This window comes from Catenovulum sp. 2E275 (assembly GCF_025515275.1).
GTDB lineage: Bacteria > Pseudomonadota > Gammaproteobacteria > Enterobacterales > Alteromonadaceae > Catenovulum.
Map to the genome: position 1 here is coordinate 1 of NZ_JAOPFU010000038.1, position 13,442 is coordinate 13,442.

The 13,442-nt window shown below is 38.0% G+C and carries 17 protein-coding genes and 1 pseudogene; 7 read left to right on the forward strand and 11 right to left on the reverse strand.

What is annotated here, in order from left to right; all coding sequences use genetic code 11:
* The first annotated feature begins 105 nt into the window (after positions 1 to 105).
* The gene (locus tag N7931_RS15070; protein ID WP_262795175.1) at positions 106 to 447 is read left to right on the forward strand and encodes a hypothetical protein; all 342 of its coding nucleotides are present in this window, start codon (positions 106 to 108) and stop codon (positions 445 to 447) included.
* 301 nt (positions 448 to 748) lie between these two features.
* Positions 749 to 1,114, forward strand: a complete 366-nt coding sequence (locus N7931_RS15075) for a hypothetical protein (protein ID WP_262795176.1) — start codon at positions 749 to 751, stop codon at positions 1,112 to 1,114.
* A 387-nt stretch (positions 1,115 to 1,501) separates the two neighbouring features.
* On the opposite strand, the gene N7931_RS15080 is transcribed toward N7931_RS15075, so the two are convergent.
* From N7931_RS15080 to N7931_RS15100, 5 genes and pseudogenes are all read right to left on the reverse strand, one after another.
* Complete coding sequence (locus N7931_RS15080) at positions 1,502 to 2,380, reverse strand: hypothetical protein (RefSeq protein WP_262795177.1); 879 nt, start codon at positions 2,378 to 2,380, stop codon at positions 1,502 to 1,504.
* A gap of 99 nt (positions 2,381 to 2,479) precedes the next feature.
* Entirely contained in the window at positions 2,480 to 4,111 is a 1,632-nt protein-coding gene (locus N7931_RS15085) for an esterase-like activity of phytase family protein (RefSeq protein ID WP_262795178.1), read from the reverse strand.
* Between the two features lie 451 nt (positions 4,112 to 4,562).
* Positions 4,563 to 4,707: pseudogene (locus N7931_RS15090) on the reverse strand (transposase); the annotation flags it as partial.
* 439 nt (positions 4,708 to 5,146) lie between these two features.
* Positions 5,147 to 5,455, reverse strand: coding sequence for a DUF3301 domain-containing protein (locus tag N7931_RS15095; RefSeq protein ID WP_262795179.1), 309 nt, complete (start codon positions 5,453 to 5,455; stop codon positions 5,147 to 5,149).
* Positions 5,442 to 6,473 (reverse strand): DUF3549 family protein, encoded by a 1,032-nt coding sequence (locus N7931_RS15100; protein WP_262795180.1) that lies wholly within the window; start codon positions 6,471 to 6,473, stop codon positions 5,442 to 5,444. Before N7931_RS15100 ends, N7931_RS15095 begins: the two co-directional genes overlap by 14 nt.
* An 87-nt stretch (positions 6,474 to 6,560) precedes the next feature.
* Here N7931_RS15100 and N7931_RS15105 point away from each other — a divergent pair, with 87 nt between their 5' ends.
* From N7931_RS15105 to N7931_RS15115, 3 genes are read left to right on the forward strand one after another with little or no spacing between them, the layout of a single operon-like run.
* Positions 6,561 to 6,881: a YqcC family protein gene (locus N7931_RS15105; RefSeq protein ID WP_262795181.1), complete on the forward strand. Its 321-nt coding sequence runs from the start codon at positions 6,561 to 6,563 to the stop codon at positions 6,879 to 6,881.
* A gap of 14 nt (positions 6,882 to 6,895) precedes the next feature.
* Positions 6,896 to 7,705: a tRNA pseudouridine(65) synthase TruC gene (gene truC / locus N7931_RS15110; protein WP_262795182.1), complete on the forward strand. Its 810-nt coding sequence runs from the start codon at positions 6,896 to 6,898 to the stop codon at positions 7,703 to 7,705.
* The gene (locus tag N7931_RS15115) at positions 7,702 to 8,154 is read left to right on the forward strand and encodes a flavodoxin domain-containing protein (RefSeq protein ID WP_262795183.1); all 453 of its coding nucleotides are present in this window, start codon (positions 7,702 to 7,704) and stop codon (positions 8,152 to 8,154) included. Before truC ends, N7931_RS15115 begins: the two co-directional genes overlap by 4 nt.
* A gap of 13 nt (positions 8,155 to 8,167) precedes the next feature.
* Here the strand turns inward: N7931_RS15115 and N7931_RS15120 are convergent, their stop codons facing one another.
* From N7931_RS15120 to N7931_RS15145, 6 genes are all read right to left on the reverse strand, one after another.
* On the reverse strand, positions 8,168 to 8,872 hold the full coding sequence (locus tag N7931_RS15120) for a TIGR01621 family pseudouridine synthase (protein ID WP_262795184.1): 705 nt from the start codon (positions 8,870 to 8,872) through the stop codon (positions 8,168 to 8,170).
* A 28-nt stretch (positions 8,873 to 8,900) separates the two neighbouring features.
* On the reverse strand, positions 8,901 to 9,332 hold the full coding sequence (locus tag N7931_RS15125; RefSeq protein ID WP_262795185.1) for a DUF2069 domain-containing protein: 432 nt from the start codon (positions 9,330 to 9,332) through the stop codon (positions 8,901 to 8,903).
* The gene (gene wrbA, locus N7931_RS15130; RefSeq protein WP_262795186.1) at positions 9,332 to 9,916 is read right to left on the reverse strand and encodes an NAD(P)H:quinone oxidoreductase; all 585 of its coding nucleotides are present in this window, start codon (positions 9,914 to 9,916) and stop codon (positions 9,332 to 9,334) included. Before wrbA ends, N7931_RS15125 begins: the two co-directional genes overlap by 1 nt.
* Positions 9,916 to 10,272, reverse strand: coding sequence for an arsenate reductase (glutaredoxin) (gene arsC, locus N7931_RS15135; RefSeq protein WP_262795187.1), 357 nt, complete (start codon positions 10,270 to 10,272; stop codon positions 9,916 to 9,918). Before arsC ends, wrbA begins: the two co-directional genes overlap by 1 nt.
* 2 nt (positions 10,273 to 10,274) lie before the next feature.
* A complete protein-coding gene (locus N7931_RS15140) occupies positions 10,275 to 11,738 on the reverse strand; it encodes a M48 family metalloprotease (RefSeq protein ID WP_262795188.1) in 1,464 nt (487 codons plus the stop codon).
* Between the two features lie 67 nt (positions 11,739 to 11,805).
* Positions 11,806 to 12,444 carry a hypothetical protein gene (locus tag N7931_RS15145; RefSeq protein WP_262795219.1) on the reverse strand — a complete coding sequence of 213 codons (639 nt, stop codon included), beginning with the start codon at positions 12,442 to 12,444 and terminating at the stop codon, positions 11,806 to 11,808.
* Positions 12,445 to 12,526: 82 nt separating this feature from the next.
* Between N7931_RS15145 and N7931_RS15150 the strand changes: the two genes are divergently transcribed.
* Entirely contained in the window at positions 12,527 to 12,748 is a 222-nt protein-coding gene (locus N7931_RS15150; RefSeq protein ID WP_262795189.1) for a sulfurtransferase TusA family protein, read from the forward strand.
* Positions 12,749 to 12,826: 78 nt separating this feature from the next.
* Positions 12,827 to 13,339, forward strand: a complete 513-nt coding sequence (locus tag N7931_RS15155) for a hypothetical protein (RefSeq protein ID WP_262795190.1) — start codon at positions 12,827 to 12,829, stop codon at positions 13,337 to 13,339.
* Positions 13,340 to 13,442: the final 103 nt, after the last annotated feature.

Sequence of the window (13,442 nt, forward strand, 5' to 3'; positions counted from 1 at the left end):
AGAAAAATAGGTAAAAGTAAATATCAAATTAATTATTAAGCAGATTGTGGCTAAACCGGAGCTTTAAAACAGGTTTTTCTACAGTCTCGTTATGTGCACATGTTAATGCGAATATTTTTAGTTTTATTATTACTTAGCGGTTGTTCAAGCATAGACAATAAAATTGGCTACGGTGTTAGTTTTGAAGTACCAATAAAAGCTTCGTGCTTAATACACGCTATAAAAAAATATGAACCTTTTAGTTCGACTATAATTGTTGATACAGAGTTGAAATTCTATTACTCAGATAACCGAGTGGAACTAGAATTTTATTCTCACAATTTAACAGCTGGCTATAAGCTAACTATTGACGGTACCTCAAAAGGAAAGAGTTATAAGCAATTTATTCAAGAAGCCGAAGAAACATCGAAAATAGTGGGACAACTCGTTAGTAAAGAATGTTCTTAGTCGGTGGTGCACATAACAGTGCAATTAAGGGCGGACTAAAAAAGCTTGGCTTAGTTCGTATCTCACTAATTTTAGCCAAGCCTTTTTAGCCGCTTATTGCGGCGTTGAGATTGTAGAATTACTCATATTTGGCATTTTGGGTAGATAATTAACGTTTTATACGCCAAAAATGGCCTGTCTACGTGAAATCTAGTTAACTTTTCATCTGAAGGGTAGCTAAATTTTAGGTAGGAGCGCACAATTTAATTTTATTTTTACAGACTGGAGTAATTCTTACAGTCTCGTTATACAGCAAGGACGTATGGACGAAACATTCAGACAAAATAGTATTAATTTAGTCATTTCTACCTTGGCTATTTTGTGTTCTTATTTCTTAGACCTAGGCGGCGGTCTATTTTGGTTTGGTGGGCTTCTAATAATTCCTGCCATTGCTTTTTTGTTTCAGTTTAAGTTTGCCTGCGGTCCATACTTATTACGCCTCAGTATCGCAATCTTGCCTTGGTTAGTTCTGTGCATTATTGGTTTGCTTTGGGCATCAAAAACGGAGCATGATGGTCAACGAACCATGAATATGTTCTTTTTTGAAATGCCACTGTACTCTGTTGCAGCGGGGAGCGTTTTAGTGACCATATGGTTTCTCATTCAAAAAGCGAGAACACCAAGTTAGTTGCTGTATAACAAACCAAGTAAGCGGGACAATAACCACGTGGGCTCCCGTCACTTCGTTCCGTATTTTAGCCCACGTATTATTGCCCTTTCTTGGGGCGTTGAACTTGTTTTTCTGTATTTAAGTTTAGTCGGCTAACTGGCTTTAGCTGACGTATATATCCTAGAGCTCAACTTCCGCTTCTGGCACAATTTTGACAAAGCCACCAAACATGGTTGTTAATCTCTATTAACACTCATGGTGAGTGACGTTCCAAAAGCTACTGACAGATTCACTACGTTTATCAACACTGATTAGTGGCATATTACAAAATTTTAATTTATAGCTTTTAGGTCGTGGCCTATTTAACTTGACTACTACAGGTATAAATTGCTGGGCGAATAATCATTAATTGCAAAAGTTGCTGTTATATTGATAGACAGATTGAGTCTTTGTCGTTGAACCTAATTCATTCCAACTATCTAATGTCAACAAGCTATCAAAAGCGGCTTTTGCTCTTTTTACGACTTTTTGTGTGTAATCGGCTGATGGATCTTCATATTTAAACGAGGCTTCAGCAATAAATGGGCTTTGACTGCCTGATGGTGAGCTGGTGTACCATAACGTGATACTAACCTCGGCATCAATAGAACCTAAATCAATCTCTGCACCTTTATAGACTCGTTCGTGGATAGTTAGGTTACCGACTAAATCCAAAGCTAAGTTATCGTTGAAACCATAATCGTTTTCAAAACCTGGATAGTGAGTGTTGATGTCTTTAAAATCGTTAATGGTTCTGGTGTTTGGTGCTTTGGTTGAGTGTCCATATACAATTTTGTAACCAGCGCTATTGATCCCCCAATCGGCTTCTAATTTAGTTTCGGCACCACTGGTTGCTGAAGATAAATCCTCAAAATCTGAGATATATCTATCTTGGCTACGGAATTTAAGGGTGACTTCAGAGTTCCCATTTTCGATGCGCTCACGAAACACATAACCCAAGGCGTTAAGTTGGCAGCTACCTGAAGTGTCGAAAAACTTAACGGTACGAACTTTATCAAGCGACAAAGAGCCTGTAACATCACGGGAGATAGCCGCTTCTACCACAGTTTCAAACGCACTGAAATAATTAGCAACCTTGGTGGATTCTGTGTTGTAAGTGAATAATGTCGGGTCTAATAATCTTTTATATTCACGTGATGTTACATCAGGATTTGCCATTGCTAGCTCACAAAACATAGTTGTAGCAATACATGCGATACCAGTAAATAAATGCTTATTACGCATAGTCATCGTCCTTATACATTAAATTAAGTGGATTATGAGTAGGTAAAAAAGAGCCGACATTAAGTCAGCTCAGGTTTGATCTCTTATTAAGATTACAGCTTAGTTAGCTGATAAATCTAAACCAGCAACGATATATAACGTATTGCCGTCAACAACCGTGTTGTTGCTGTCTAGGTATTTTTGACCTAATGGACCACCACTTGTTGCTTCTGACCAAGTTGCGAAATCGTCGTCGTTAAGTACGCCTAAACGGTGTTCATCAATTACCCACAAGCCTTCCATTTTGTCATGCGGGTATGAAACTTCGTTCACCATATCAACTACTAAACTTAGTTTTTCAGCTGGAACAATACCGTTGTTTGAAAGGGTATTCCAACCCGTATCATAATCTGCTGCGTTATTGACAACTTGCTCTAACGTTTCGCCTGCAATGGTTAAACCTAGCGCGTCGTCTTGTGCAATGTCGCCAGCTGCCGCAATACCTTCAAGGTTTGTTGCATTGCTGATATCAATTTTATAGACGTATTTCTGAGCAGTGTCGCCGCCTTTGTTGTAGAACGCGCCATCACGCTCTAATACTAAGAACTGAGTTGCACTTAGTGCTTTAATCGCAGAGTTAGAGTTCGAACCTTTATCTTGTCGGTAAAGATATTGCGCAATGGCTCCAGTTTCTAGGTTAACCGTAACGATACGAGTTAAGTCAGTGCGGTTTTTACTAGGGTTATCTAAGCTAGATTGCATAATACCAACTAAGGTTTTTTCATCAGGTGTAATCGTTAAACCTTCCATTCCACGGTTAGCCCAACGGTTACCAAATTCAGCTGGTAAGTCATAAAGATTACGGTCATCTGCCGCAAATGGGTTGATGCGCTCTAACTCAACGCCTTCCGCACTGTAATGAACCATGTGTGGGCCGTATTCGTCACTTACCCAGAAAGTACCATCGCTAAGTGCAGCTAAACCCTCAGAATCTAAACCATAGTCATCAAATACTGCTGGGTTAGTCGTTGCATCATATGGTTGAGTCATATCTTGGCGAATAACTTCACCGTTAGTGTTATAAGGTACTTCGCCAGTGCCACCTAATGCAGATGAATTAGGTAAACCGCTGATTGCATTGCCATCACGGTCTTTTAATAAAATATCTTTAATTTTAGCAATAGAACCGTTGGCTTGGATTTCGAATAAACCGATGCGAGGTGTGTAATCTGGTGTTGGGAACTTTTTACCATTACCGTAAGGTGCACCTTCTTGAGTGGTACGGTAGTTCGCATTTGGACCACGGTCAGTCAATGCGTAAAATTGCATTGGGTTAGTTGGATGGCCATCCATATCTGAACCATAACCACCATTACGTACTTCAAACGTTGAACCAGTGTAATACACGTTGTTTAGATCGTTACGCATAACTGAATAGGGTAAACGAACGCCGCTTGTACCGAATGTATCAGGATTACATGCATATGAAGTGCTAGTGATTTCGCTCGCTTCTAAAGTTGCATTAGCATCTTGATCTAAACCAGAATCGATTTGTACACCACCTAACCAGCAATGCTCATTACCTGTACTCAACTGAGTTTGTACAAGTAAGCTATTTAAGCCATTGTTACCAGCTGCGCCATCTACACCGTTAGTACCATTGGTGCCGTTTGCTCCGTCTTTACCATCATTACACGCACTTAGTAGTAAAGCTGTCGTAACGGCTAGTAGAGAAAAGTTAAATTTTTTCACGGTATAAACCTCTTTTTTATAATGTTTTTTAATGAAAGCGTTTTAAAGGTAACCAACATAGCGAGACTTAATTTTATTTTGATATGCTTTTTGTGAATTTTTTATGTGAAAAATATTAAACGAGAGGGGAGTGAACATTACATACTTTTAATATGCCGAATTTGTTAGTTAAGAATATTCAACCGAAGATGCATGATTTCATCAAAAGATAAAAGCATTTAAACAAGGTATTGAACACAGGTAAATATTTAGCCTCCTGATTAGAGGTATTAAATATCAATCATGAGCAAAATTAAGTCAATTGAATTGAATCTGCAAAAATCTAACATTGAAATTCTGTTATCCGTTCGTTACGGTGACCCTGTAACAGATTCTGTGTAACTGCCATTTAGTTTATATGTCTTTCGAGGCGTTCCTCGAATTCGATAATAAATCGACTCATCGCCTGACGCTAGTTTTGAATGGGCATAGTCCATTTTTTTACTGGCATTCTTGATACCAAGGTAAACCATCTTTTTAGCTAAATCATCGCTGGGGAAGATTTTTCGCTTCTTTATAGCCTTGCGGGTAACGCTGTTAAGTGACTCAATGGCATTCAGGCGTTTTTATTCCTCTGTCCGCTTCCTTTGCGAAAGCTTAAAGTTCTTTTTTGTTCATTTGTATCTGCCTATCCTTAACTCTCAATAGGGTACGTTGTGATAGGCAGTTACACAAAATTAGTTACAGACTCGCTTTTTTGTTGTGGTGTAATACTCATCGAATAACTCATACGAGCTATCCGTTAATCGCTCAAACCAACCAGATGTCTCCTTAGGATCGCATATCTGACCTGAGTAAAGTTTTTACTAAGGTTCCCAAAGTGGCATAGTTATGAAATTTAGTCGAGAGTATTTTCGTCCGCTCTTGCTTGAGTTTAAATGAGCAGAAGCGGGAGTTTGATCGTCGGTAAATGGCACCTTGGCGACAGCCTAGTTTGATTAATTCCTCTCTGTTTATTTACCTAAAAGCTACTTTTAGTGTGATTATCCTCTCAGGTTAATTAATCGGATAAGCCTGAGTGGTGATATTAACTAAGCGCATATCCTGAAGCTGCATAAAGCCTAAGCTTGAATCTTCGCCATTGCCGCTAAATTCAATTTCAAATTCACTTTGCCATTCAATCAGCTTTTTTTTGAATAGTTTTATTTTGGTTTGTTTACGGGCAAGCGAAATAAACTGCAAATTATTTTGTTCGCAATAATTATTCGCATAAGCCAGCGCAGCTTCAGTTTGTTTACGGAGTTGCCAAAACTGAAACCCGACTAAAAATAGCCCAATTAAAATAACAATATCAATGAGCTGCATTATATTTACCTGCAACCATTTTACTTAATGCTTCACGGGTTTTGGGGAGTGCATTTGGGTTTTGCAGCAATGCAAAAATACAGCGGCGAATATTTGGAATGGCGACTAAATCGGTAAACAAAGCTTCAAATAAACCATCAGTCGGGTAAGCTGCGATTTTTTCAAGATACAGGCTTAATAATAATGGATCGCCCAATGCGGCAAAACAGCGGGCGCTAATCACTGCCAATAAATCTGCATCCAATGTTTGTTCTTGGCTCAGTAGCTCAGTTAAGTATTGATTAAATTCTGCGTCATCAGAAAATCCAGCTAAGCAGCGTAATAAAGTGACTTGCTCGGTTTTATCCAAATCTTTATTTTGAAGCTGTCGCACAATTCGTCGGTATGCTGCGCGGCTTAACTGTTCATGTTCAATTAAACTGGCTAACTCGGTTTTCATCTCAGCCGGAAATTCAAAAAAGCCATCGTCAAATAGCTGATTAACTTTCGGATCGTTTAATCTTACTAATAAGTCTGCCCAACCCTGAATTGCAAGGTTTTGCCAGTTATCCCAGTTTTGATGCGATAAATAACTAATGCAGTCGGCTAAATATTTTGATGGTGGAAGTTTTAATTTTTGTTTTAATTTGGCATTAACGACTGCTAGTTTTTTTGCATCCGGCGCTTTTATATACGGATTATCCGGCAGTTTATCTTCACTGCCTTGGGTTATTTGACCGCCCATTGCTTCTTGAATAATCGCTACAAAATGATTTCGAGATGCCAGAATAACCTGACTTTCTTCATTTAGCGGTAAGTTCATAAACCAGATATAAGGATTATTGGTTTGCCCTAAAGGCCAATAAACCAGTGCAAATCTGGCCGTTTTTTGAATTGGATACGGGTAGGGAATTTGAGTATTTTCAAACTGTTCAAACTCGGTTTTTGAAATTTCGGTGACCCGGCGACCAATATCGTAAATGCAATAATCGCAGCCAGCAGCTTGAACCAGTTGATATAAAGTTGAAATAGTATCCATAACAAAATTCAGTAAAACATAAATAATTACATTATATCAGAAGCTGACTCAGGCTATAATAGCCATTTTGCCTAAAAGCTTTAAATTATGACCCAAAATCAACATCTGGATATGCTATTAACCGAACTGGAACAAGCACTTAAACAAGTTAATTTATGGCAGCAAACCCGCCCGAGTGCACAAGCTTTAGCCAGCACTCAACCTTTTTGTATTGATACATTAAGCTTTGAGCAATGGCTACAGTTTATCTTTATTGAAAAAATGCGTATTTTACTGCAAACCAAGCAAGCCTTACCGACTACATTGGCGCTGTTGCCACTGGCAGAAGAGGTTTATAAAAATAGCCAGTTTGATAAACAGATTTTATTAAACGTGATTGTAAAAATAGATAACGTGTTTGCACCTTAAATCCAAGAGTAAAGATGATTAATCAAGTCGAATTAAACACAACGGAATCAGTTGAAACTGCTGAAAGTATGCAGCGACAAACTGAACCTGAAAAATTGGAAGTGCTATATCAGGATGAATATATCATCGCGGTAAATAAACCGTCTGGCCTGTTGGTGCACCGCTCGTTAATTGATAAAAGAGAAACCCGCTTTGCGATGCAGATTGTACGCGATCAAATTGGTCAATATGTATATCCGGTACACAGGCTGGATAAACCGACTTCGGGCGTATTATTAATGGCGTTATCGTCGGATATCGCACGGGCATTATCTCAACAGTTTGAAAACCGGCAAATTCAAAAAACGTATTTTGCTATAGTACGTGGGCATTTAAATGATAGCGGTGTGATTGATTATCCTTTGGTTGAGCAGCTTGATAAAATGACAGATAAAAAAGCCAATCAACAGCAACCGGCAAAAGAGGCAATCACCGAATATCTATGTTTACTTCAGTCGCAAATTAATGTTGAAATTAACCGTTATCCGCAATCACGTTTTAGCTTATTAAAGCTGTTACCTAAAACGGGCCGAAAGCATCAAATTCGCCGGCATTTAGCACACCTTCGCCATCCAATTATTTATGATGTAAACTATGGCGATAATAAATACAATAAGTATTTCAAAACGTTAAATGATGAAACCCGATTAGCGCTACATGCCTGTCAATTAGATTTGCTGCATCCGGTTTCACAACAAAAATTAACTTTAATTGCCAAATTAGATTCCAGTTTTAAACAGTTATTGGCAATGACAAATTTAAATTTTAAAGAGGATATAAAATGAGCCTGACTGCAATTTTAGTCGGATCTGTGTATGGTGGCGCGGAAGATTTAGCAGAAAACACCTTAAAAAAGTTTAAGCAAGCCGGAGTTGAAGCTAAAGTTTTTTCAGATTGTTCCTTGGCTGATATTCTTGCCGAAAATCCAGAACATTGGTTGGTTATTACCTCTACCACCGGGCAAGGTGATGTGCCAGATAATTTAGCTAATGTGTATTTTGAACTCAAAAATACCCCCAATTTAACTGGCCAAAAATACGCTGTCATTGCGATGGGGGATTCATCTTACTTTGATACTTTTTGTCAGGCAGGTAAAGATTTTGATGAAGTATTAGCAGAATGTATGGCGACCCAGCTTCAACCTAAATTAGAAATTGATGCCTGCGAAACGATGGATGCGGTTGGTGCCGCACAAACTTGGCTTGATGAATTTATCGCTAAACTTAAAGTGTAACCAACAAAAATAATTAAAGTATGGGCCAGTTAAAATCGTTAAACTGGCTCACTTGAGTTAATAAATCTGCTGGTATTTGCTTAAAATAATCACCTTGCTTTGGGATTGAGATTAGGCTGATTTGTGTTTGTTGGTAATTAAAACTCAAAGCAAAAGCATGTAAGTATAATCTGTCTGCTTTTTCACCCTGATAAATATCATCACCGATAATACTGGCACTGATTGATTTCATTGCCACCCTAAGCTGGTGGGTTTTACCTGTGTAGGGTTTTAATAAATATAATCTTTTTTTATCGCCAACAGAAAATGAATAAAAGAAGGTTTTAGCTGGATTGAGTTTGGTTCGAGATAACTTCCATGCTTTATTCCGCGATTTTTCCATATCACCAATAATTCGCCCTTGTTTTTGTTTAGGCTTATGGCCCCCAATGGCAAGGTAATATTTATTGATTTGATGTTGTTGCAATGCTTGATTAAAAAAATGTTCAGCTGCTAAATTGCGGGCAAATATGATAAGGCCAGACGTGGCTTTGTCTAAACGGTGAACAGGGTAGAGTGACTCCCCCGTTTGCTGTTTAAACTGGTTAAAAAAGCCGGTTTCGCCTTGATTGTCATGAAAATCAACATTATGTGGTTTGTTAACTATATAAAAATCAGCGTGAGTGAAAACAATTTCTACCGGCTCATTGATTGCTTTCATATCTATTTCTGTACTCATCTTGGCTGTTACCCAGCGCCTCGTGATCTTAATCTGACTTTTTTAACTTTTTTAAACCTAACCCTTGATACTGGCCCTGATAACGTGCGTAGTAACTTGCACCAGTAAACCAGCAACAGGCCAGAATAAGTTCGGCCAGCGCTAAATAGCGTTCGCTTTCAGATGCATAAATTAACGTTAAACTATGCAAAAAGTAAAACATGCAAATGAAATTAGACCATGCATAAGTATAAGCTTTGCCTGTTATCATGCCTTTTAGTGGGAATAACAAAGGGACTAACCAAAGCGTTAATACAAACCCGACAGACATACCATCCAGTGGTGGTGCTAACCAAACATGCCAGATAGGTATTAATACAAATAACCCCAAATAGCCTACTAAAGCTAACGTTTTACATTGTTTGATTTTTTTTAGTCGCTCAGGGCTTTGATGCAAAGCCTGTTTGTCTTGTTCTGTCATTATGATAGTTTTTGCGCTATTTGAGCGACTCGTTTGCCTAACGCAAAAGCCAGCTCAGCTTCCTCTTTTGATAACTTGTTATTTTGGTTTGTCGCTAAATGGCTTGCACCATAAGGCGTTCCGCCAGTTGTAGTGGTATGTAAATGTGATTCGCTATAGGGTAAACCAACTAATAACATGCCGTGATGTAAAAGTGGCGGCATCATACTTAAAAGTGTTGATTCTTGTCCACCATGCAGCGAACTGGTAGAGGTAAAACACGCTGCTGGTTTACCGTTTAATTTGCCTTTTAGCCAAATCTGACTGGTTTGATCTAAAAAGTATTTGAGCTCTGCGGCCATATTACCAAAGCGGGTGGGAGAGCCTATGATTAAACCATCACAGTTTGCTAAATCTTGCTCGCTGGCAAATAAATCGCCTTCTGATGGAATCGCCGGACTGGTGGCTTGATGAGTGGTCGATAACTCGGCCACTCTGCGAATATTTGCTTGTGCACCGACCGACTCAACCCCATTAGCAATTTGATATGCTAAAGCTTGGGTAGAGCCGTGTCGGCTGTAGTATAAAACCAGTATTTCAGTCATTATTGGTTAATGAGTGAAAGTACGTTTTCTGGCGGACGGCCAATAACCGCTTTATCGCCTTTTACTACAATTGGGCGTTCAATTAATTTAGGATATTCGTTCATTAAAGGTAATAACTCTTCATCAGACATTAAGTCGTCTAAATCAAGTTCTTTATATATTGCCTCTTTATCACGAATAAAATCATGAACGGATTCTACATTTAATTTAGTTGCAAGCTCAGCCAAAGCTTCAATGCTTGGTGGTGTGTCCAGATATAAAATAACTTCCGGCTCAATGCCGTGTTCTTGCAACAGGGCGAGAGTTTCCCTGCTTTTACTGCAACGAGGATTATGATAAATGATGTAATTGGACATAGTTACAGCCTTTTCAGATTTTCTTGTTCATTTCTTAACTGTTTAATCCTGGCTGAAATTCGCTTTTTATCGATTTCAGACTGACGATCAATATGGTTAAACGCCGTGTGTAATTCATCAATAGCTTTAGGATAAGCTAAAACTAACGCGTAGAGTTCAGCTTGTGCCTGATGATATTGAGACCTGTTACCTAATTGTTTATAGGCATCAGCCATTATTTGCCAAGCAAGATAATGCTGTGGGTGCAGAATAATAAAATCTTTTAAAATATCAACTGCTTTATTTGCCTGATCGCCCTGAACCAGCGCGTTTGCATAATTAAGCACCAGCACTTGGTTATTTGGCATTAATTTTAGCTTCTGTTCGAGTAATTCATAGATGACTTTGAATTGTTTTAAGCCAATTACAATATCGGTTTTTAAATCCAGATAAAATAAATTACTACTGTCTCTGTCTAACAACTCATCAATAATTTTATTTGCCGCCAGATATTCTTCATTTTTCATTAACGCAAGGGCAAGGCCATACTGGAAAAAAGGTTTGTGCTGCGGGCTAACATTTTTGAGCCGGTTTTCAAAAAACTCAATATGATATTCTGGTCTTTGGGTATAAAACACCGCAGTACGGATTTTGGCTAACTGAAAATCGCTACTAACAGGTAAAAATACTGGGGCTAAGCCATCTATTCTAGCTCGAATATCGCTCACCCGAGTATCCGGTAACGGGTGAGAATACAGCATGGCCGGTAATTTACTGGAGTAACGGGTTTGCTCTGCTAATCGCACAAAAAAGTCACGCGCACCACGCGGATCATATCCGGCATCAATCAGTGTTCTGAGTCCAATCCGATCAGCTTCCTTTTCGTTTTGACGAGTATAGTTTAGTGTCATTTGCTGCGAACTGGCCTGAGCTGTGGTAATGGCAGCAGCACCTGCGCTAGGGTCTGCCATTGCAATTAAAATCGCCCCTAATAACGAGGCTATGGTTAATGGTGCATTTCTTTGTTGTTCTTCAATTGAGCGGGCAATATGGCGCTGGGTAACGTGTGCAATTTCGTGAGACAGTACAGAAACCAGTTCACTTTCGGTTTCAGCTTCAAGCAGAGTTTGGGTATGAATGGCAACCACACCGCCAAAAGTGGCAAAAGCATTAATTTGAGGATTTCTGATTAGATAAAAATCAAATGGATAACGTACATCATTTGCTTTAGATACCAGCTTTTTGCCTAATGTATTAATGTATTCATCTAATAAAGGATCACTAATAACAGGGGAAGTTGCTCTAAGTTGTTTTCTAATTACATTGCCAATTAACTTTTCTTTCTCAATTGTCAGAGAGCTGGCTGCAACTGTCCCTAAATTAGGTAAATTATGAGGGCTTTGTGAATTTGCAGATGCAAACTGCACTGTAGAAAGCTGACAAGCAATTGCTAAAGACGCAATAATTTTGTTAAACCTAATTTTCAAACTAATACCTTTTTATCATTTTAATCGTTTATGTTTGATTAGAGCATTGTTTGTTGCATTTGTTTCATTATTCCCCTAAAAGCAAACCATCCAGATCAGAATCATCCATTCTTTTTTCTAAATTTTTATAATATTGTTCAATACTTACACCATCAAATTTAACCACATCTACATGCGCTTTCATATAATCAATTAAATTATCAACTGCTTTCATGGCATAAAAAATTAGCGCTTTGTCGGCTTTATCACCACTTTGAAAATAATATTCGATAAATTTGTGTAATTGGTTAATTCGTCCCAATACTTTCATTGTTCCCGGGTCCCAAAGTTCAAATTCCATTAACCTGTGGCCTTTTACATATTGATCAATTTGTTTATCCTTAGCAAACGGAAAACAATGTAACTCAAAACCTCGGTCAGTAAATAACTGATAAATTGCTAAACGAGGTTTGCGCTCAACATGAATTTGGTTTTGCTCATCAATATAACCATCTAACAATTCAATATTCCAGTTAGTTGGATTGCAGATTTTTTTTAAGGCGTTATCAAATCCCATAGAGTGCTGGCTTTCTAATTCACTGATTGATGAAGCAAGCATGTGATAAAAAGGCGGCAAATCGCCCCAGTTTAATTGTTTTTTAAACTTATTAATGTCTTTTAATGTCGGATTTTGAGGAAGTACAGGTCGGTTAATTGAAGAATTCACCATGTATAAAAAACCTTTGATATTATTCTGAATATTAATATGTTGATAAATAAGTTCCAGCATCATAAATGAGATTTAGTGAATGCAATTTAATCTAGATACCCGAGGGCTGATTTGTCCTATGCCATTGCTTAAACTTAAAATGCTGTTAAAACAATGCCAGCAGGGTGATAGCATAACTCAACTTATTACTGATCCTACCTCGGTTAAGGATATTCCAGCATGGCTCGAAAAGAAAGGGCATAAAATACAAATTAAACAAGAAATAGATTCGGTTTTTGTGTTCCACATCACAATATTTTAAGTAAATTGCTGGCGTTTTGAACAATTCAGCCGATGTATAAGTCAATAAAGGTATATTTTGTTATTTCGGTGACCAAAAATGAGCCAAGATTTATTAATCCCATTTTTACCCAGAGTGGTTCAAAATAAGCTTGAACGGCCAAGGCTGAATGTAAAACGCGTTAATAAAGAGCCAAAAATTTCAGATGAAGCTTATAAAGAAGAAACTCAGCAAGAGCATTATGAGCAAAATAATGTTGTGATTAGCCGCAGACAAAACCGTCATTCAAGTCAACATCAGCAAACCGGAAAACAAGAAACCATTTTAGATGAAAAAGCGAATACGGATGAGTTAACTGAATCTGAAATGGAACCATCACAGATTGACTCTGAAGGTAAAGAAACAGAAGCACTAACACCTGAGCAGCAACAACAGCTAGTAGCTCAGCAACAAGCTTTTGAGCATCCTGTTTATGAAAAAGAAGAGATTTTAAATCATGAGCAACAAAAAGAACGCCAACTATCTGAAGATGTAGAAAAAACTAACTCTCATAATCAAGATAAATTAGATATTGAAGATGCTCAGGATAAGCACATTGATTTACTGATCTGAACGGATTAAAAATAAAATACAAGTGTGTTCTTAAGTGAAAATTGCTTTTAAAATTAGCGCTAGATAATTTAGTTAAAAACTGGATAATGGCTCATTTTATTGT

Bases quoted from the DNA above. Each gene is read 5' to 3' on its own strand.
- N7931_RS15070 (WP_262795175.1), top strand. From the start codon at position 106: ATGCGAATATTTTTAGTTTTATTATTACTTAGCGGTTGTTCAAGCATA.
- N7931_RS15075 (WP_262795176.1), top strand. From the start codon at position 749: ATGGACGAAACATTCAGACAAAATAGTATTAATTTAGTCATTTCTACC.
- N7931_RS15080 (WP_262795177.1), bottom strand. From the start codon at position 2,380: ATGCGTAATAAGCATTTATTTACTGGTATCGCATGTATTGCTACAACT.
- N7931_RS15095 (WP_262795179.1), bottom strand. From the start codon at position 5,455: ATGCAGCTCATTGATATTGTTATTTTAATTGGGCTATTTTTAGTCGGG.
- N7931_RS15100 (WP_262795180.1), bottom strand. From the start codon at position 6,473: ATGGATACTATTTCAACTTTATATCAACTGGTTCAAGCTGCTGGCTGC.
- N7931_RS15105 (WP_262795181.1), top strand. From the start codon at position 6,561: ATGACCCAAAATCAACATCTGGATATGCTATTAACCGAACTGGAACAA.
- truC (WP_262795182.1), top strand. From the start codon at position 6,896: ATGATTAATCAAGTCGAATTAAACACAACGGAATCAGTTGAAACTGCT.
- N7931_RS15115 (WP_262795183.1), top strand. From the start codon at position 7,702: ATGAGCCTGACTGCAATTTTAGTCGGATCTGTGTATGGTGGCGCGGAA.
- N7931_RS15120 (WP_262795184.1), bottom strand. From the start codon at position 8,872: ATGAGTACAGAAATAGATATGAAAGCAATCAATGAGCCGGTAGAAATT.
- N7931_RS15125 (WP_262795185.1), bottom strand. From the start codon at position 9,332: ATGACAGAACAAGACAAACAGGCTTTGCATCAAAGCCCTGAGCGACTA.
- wrbA (WP_262795186.1), bottom strand. From the start codon at position 9,916: ATGACTGAAATACTGGTTTTATACTACAGCCGACACGGCTCTACCCAA.
- arsC (WP_262795187.1), bottom strand. From the start codon at position 10,272: ATGTCCAATTACATCATTTATCATAATCCTCGTTGCAGTAAAAGCAGG.
- N7931_RS15150 (WP_262795189.1), top strand. From the start codon at position 12,527: ATGCAATTTAATCTAGATACCCGAGGGCTGATTTGTCCTATGCCATTG.
- N7931_RS15155 (WP_262795190.1), top strand. From the start codon at position 12,827: ATGAGCCAAGATTTATTAATCCCATTTTTACCCAGAGTGGTTCAAAAT.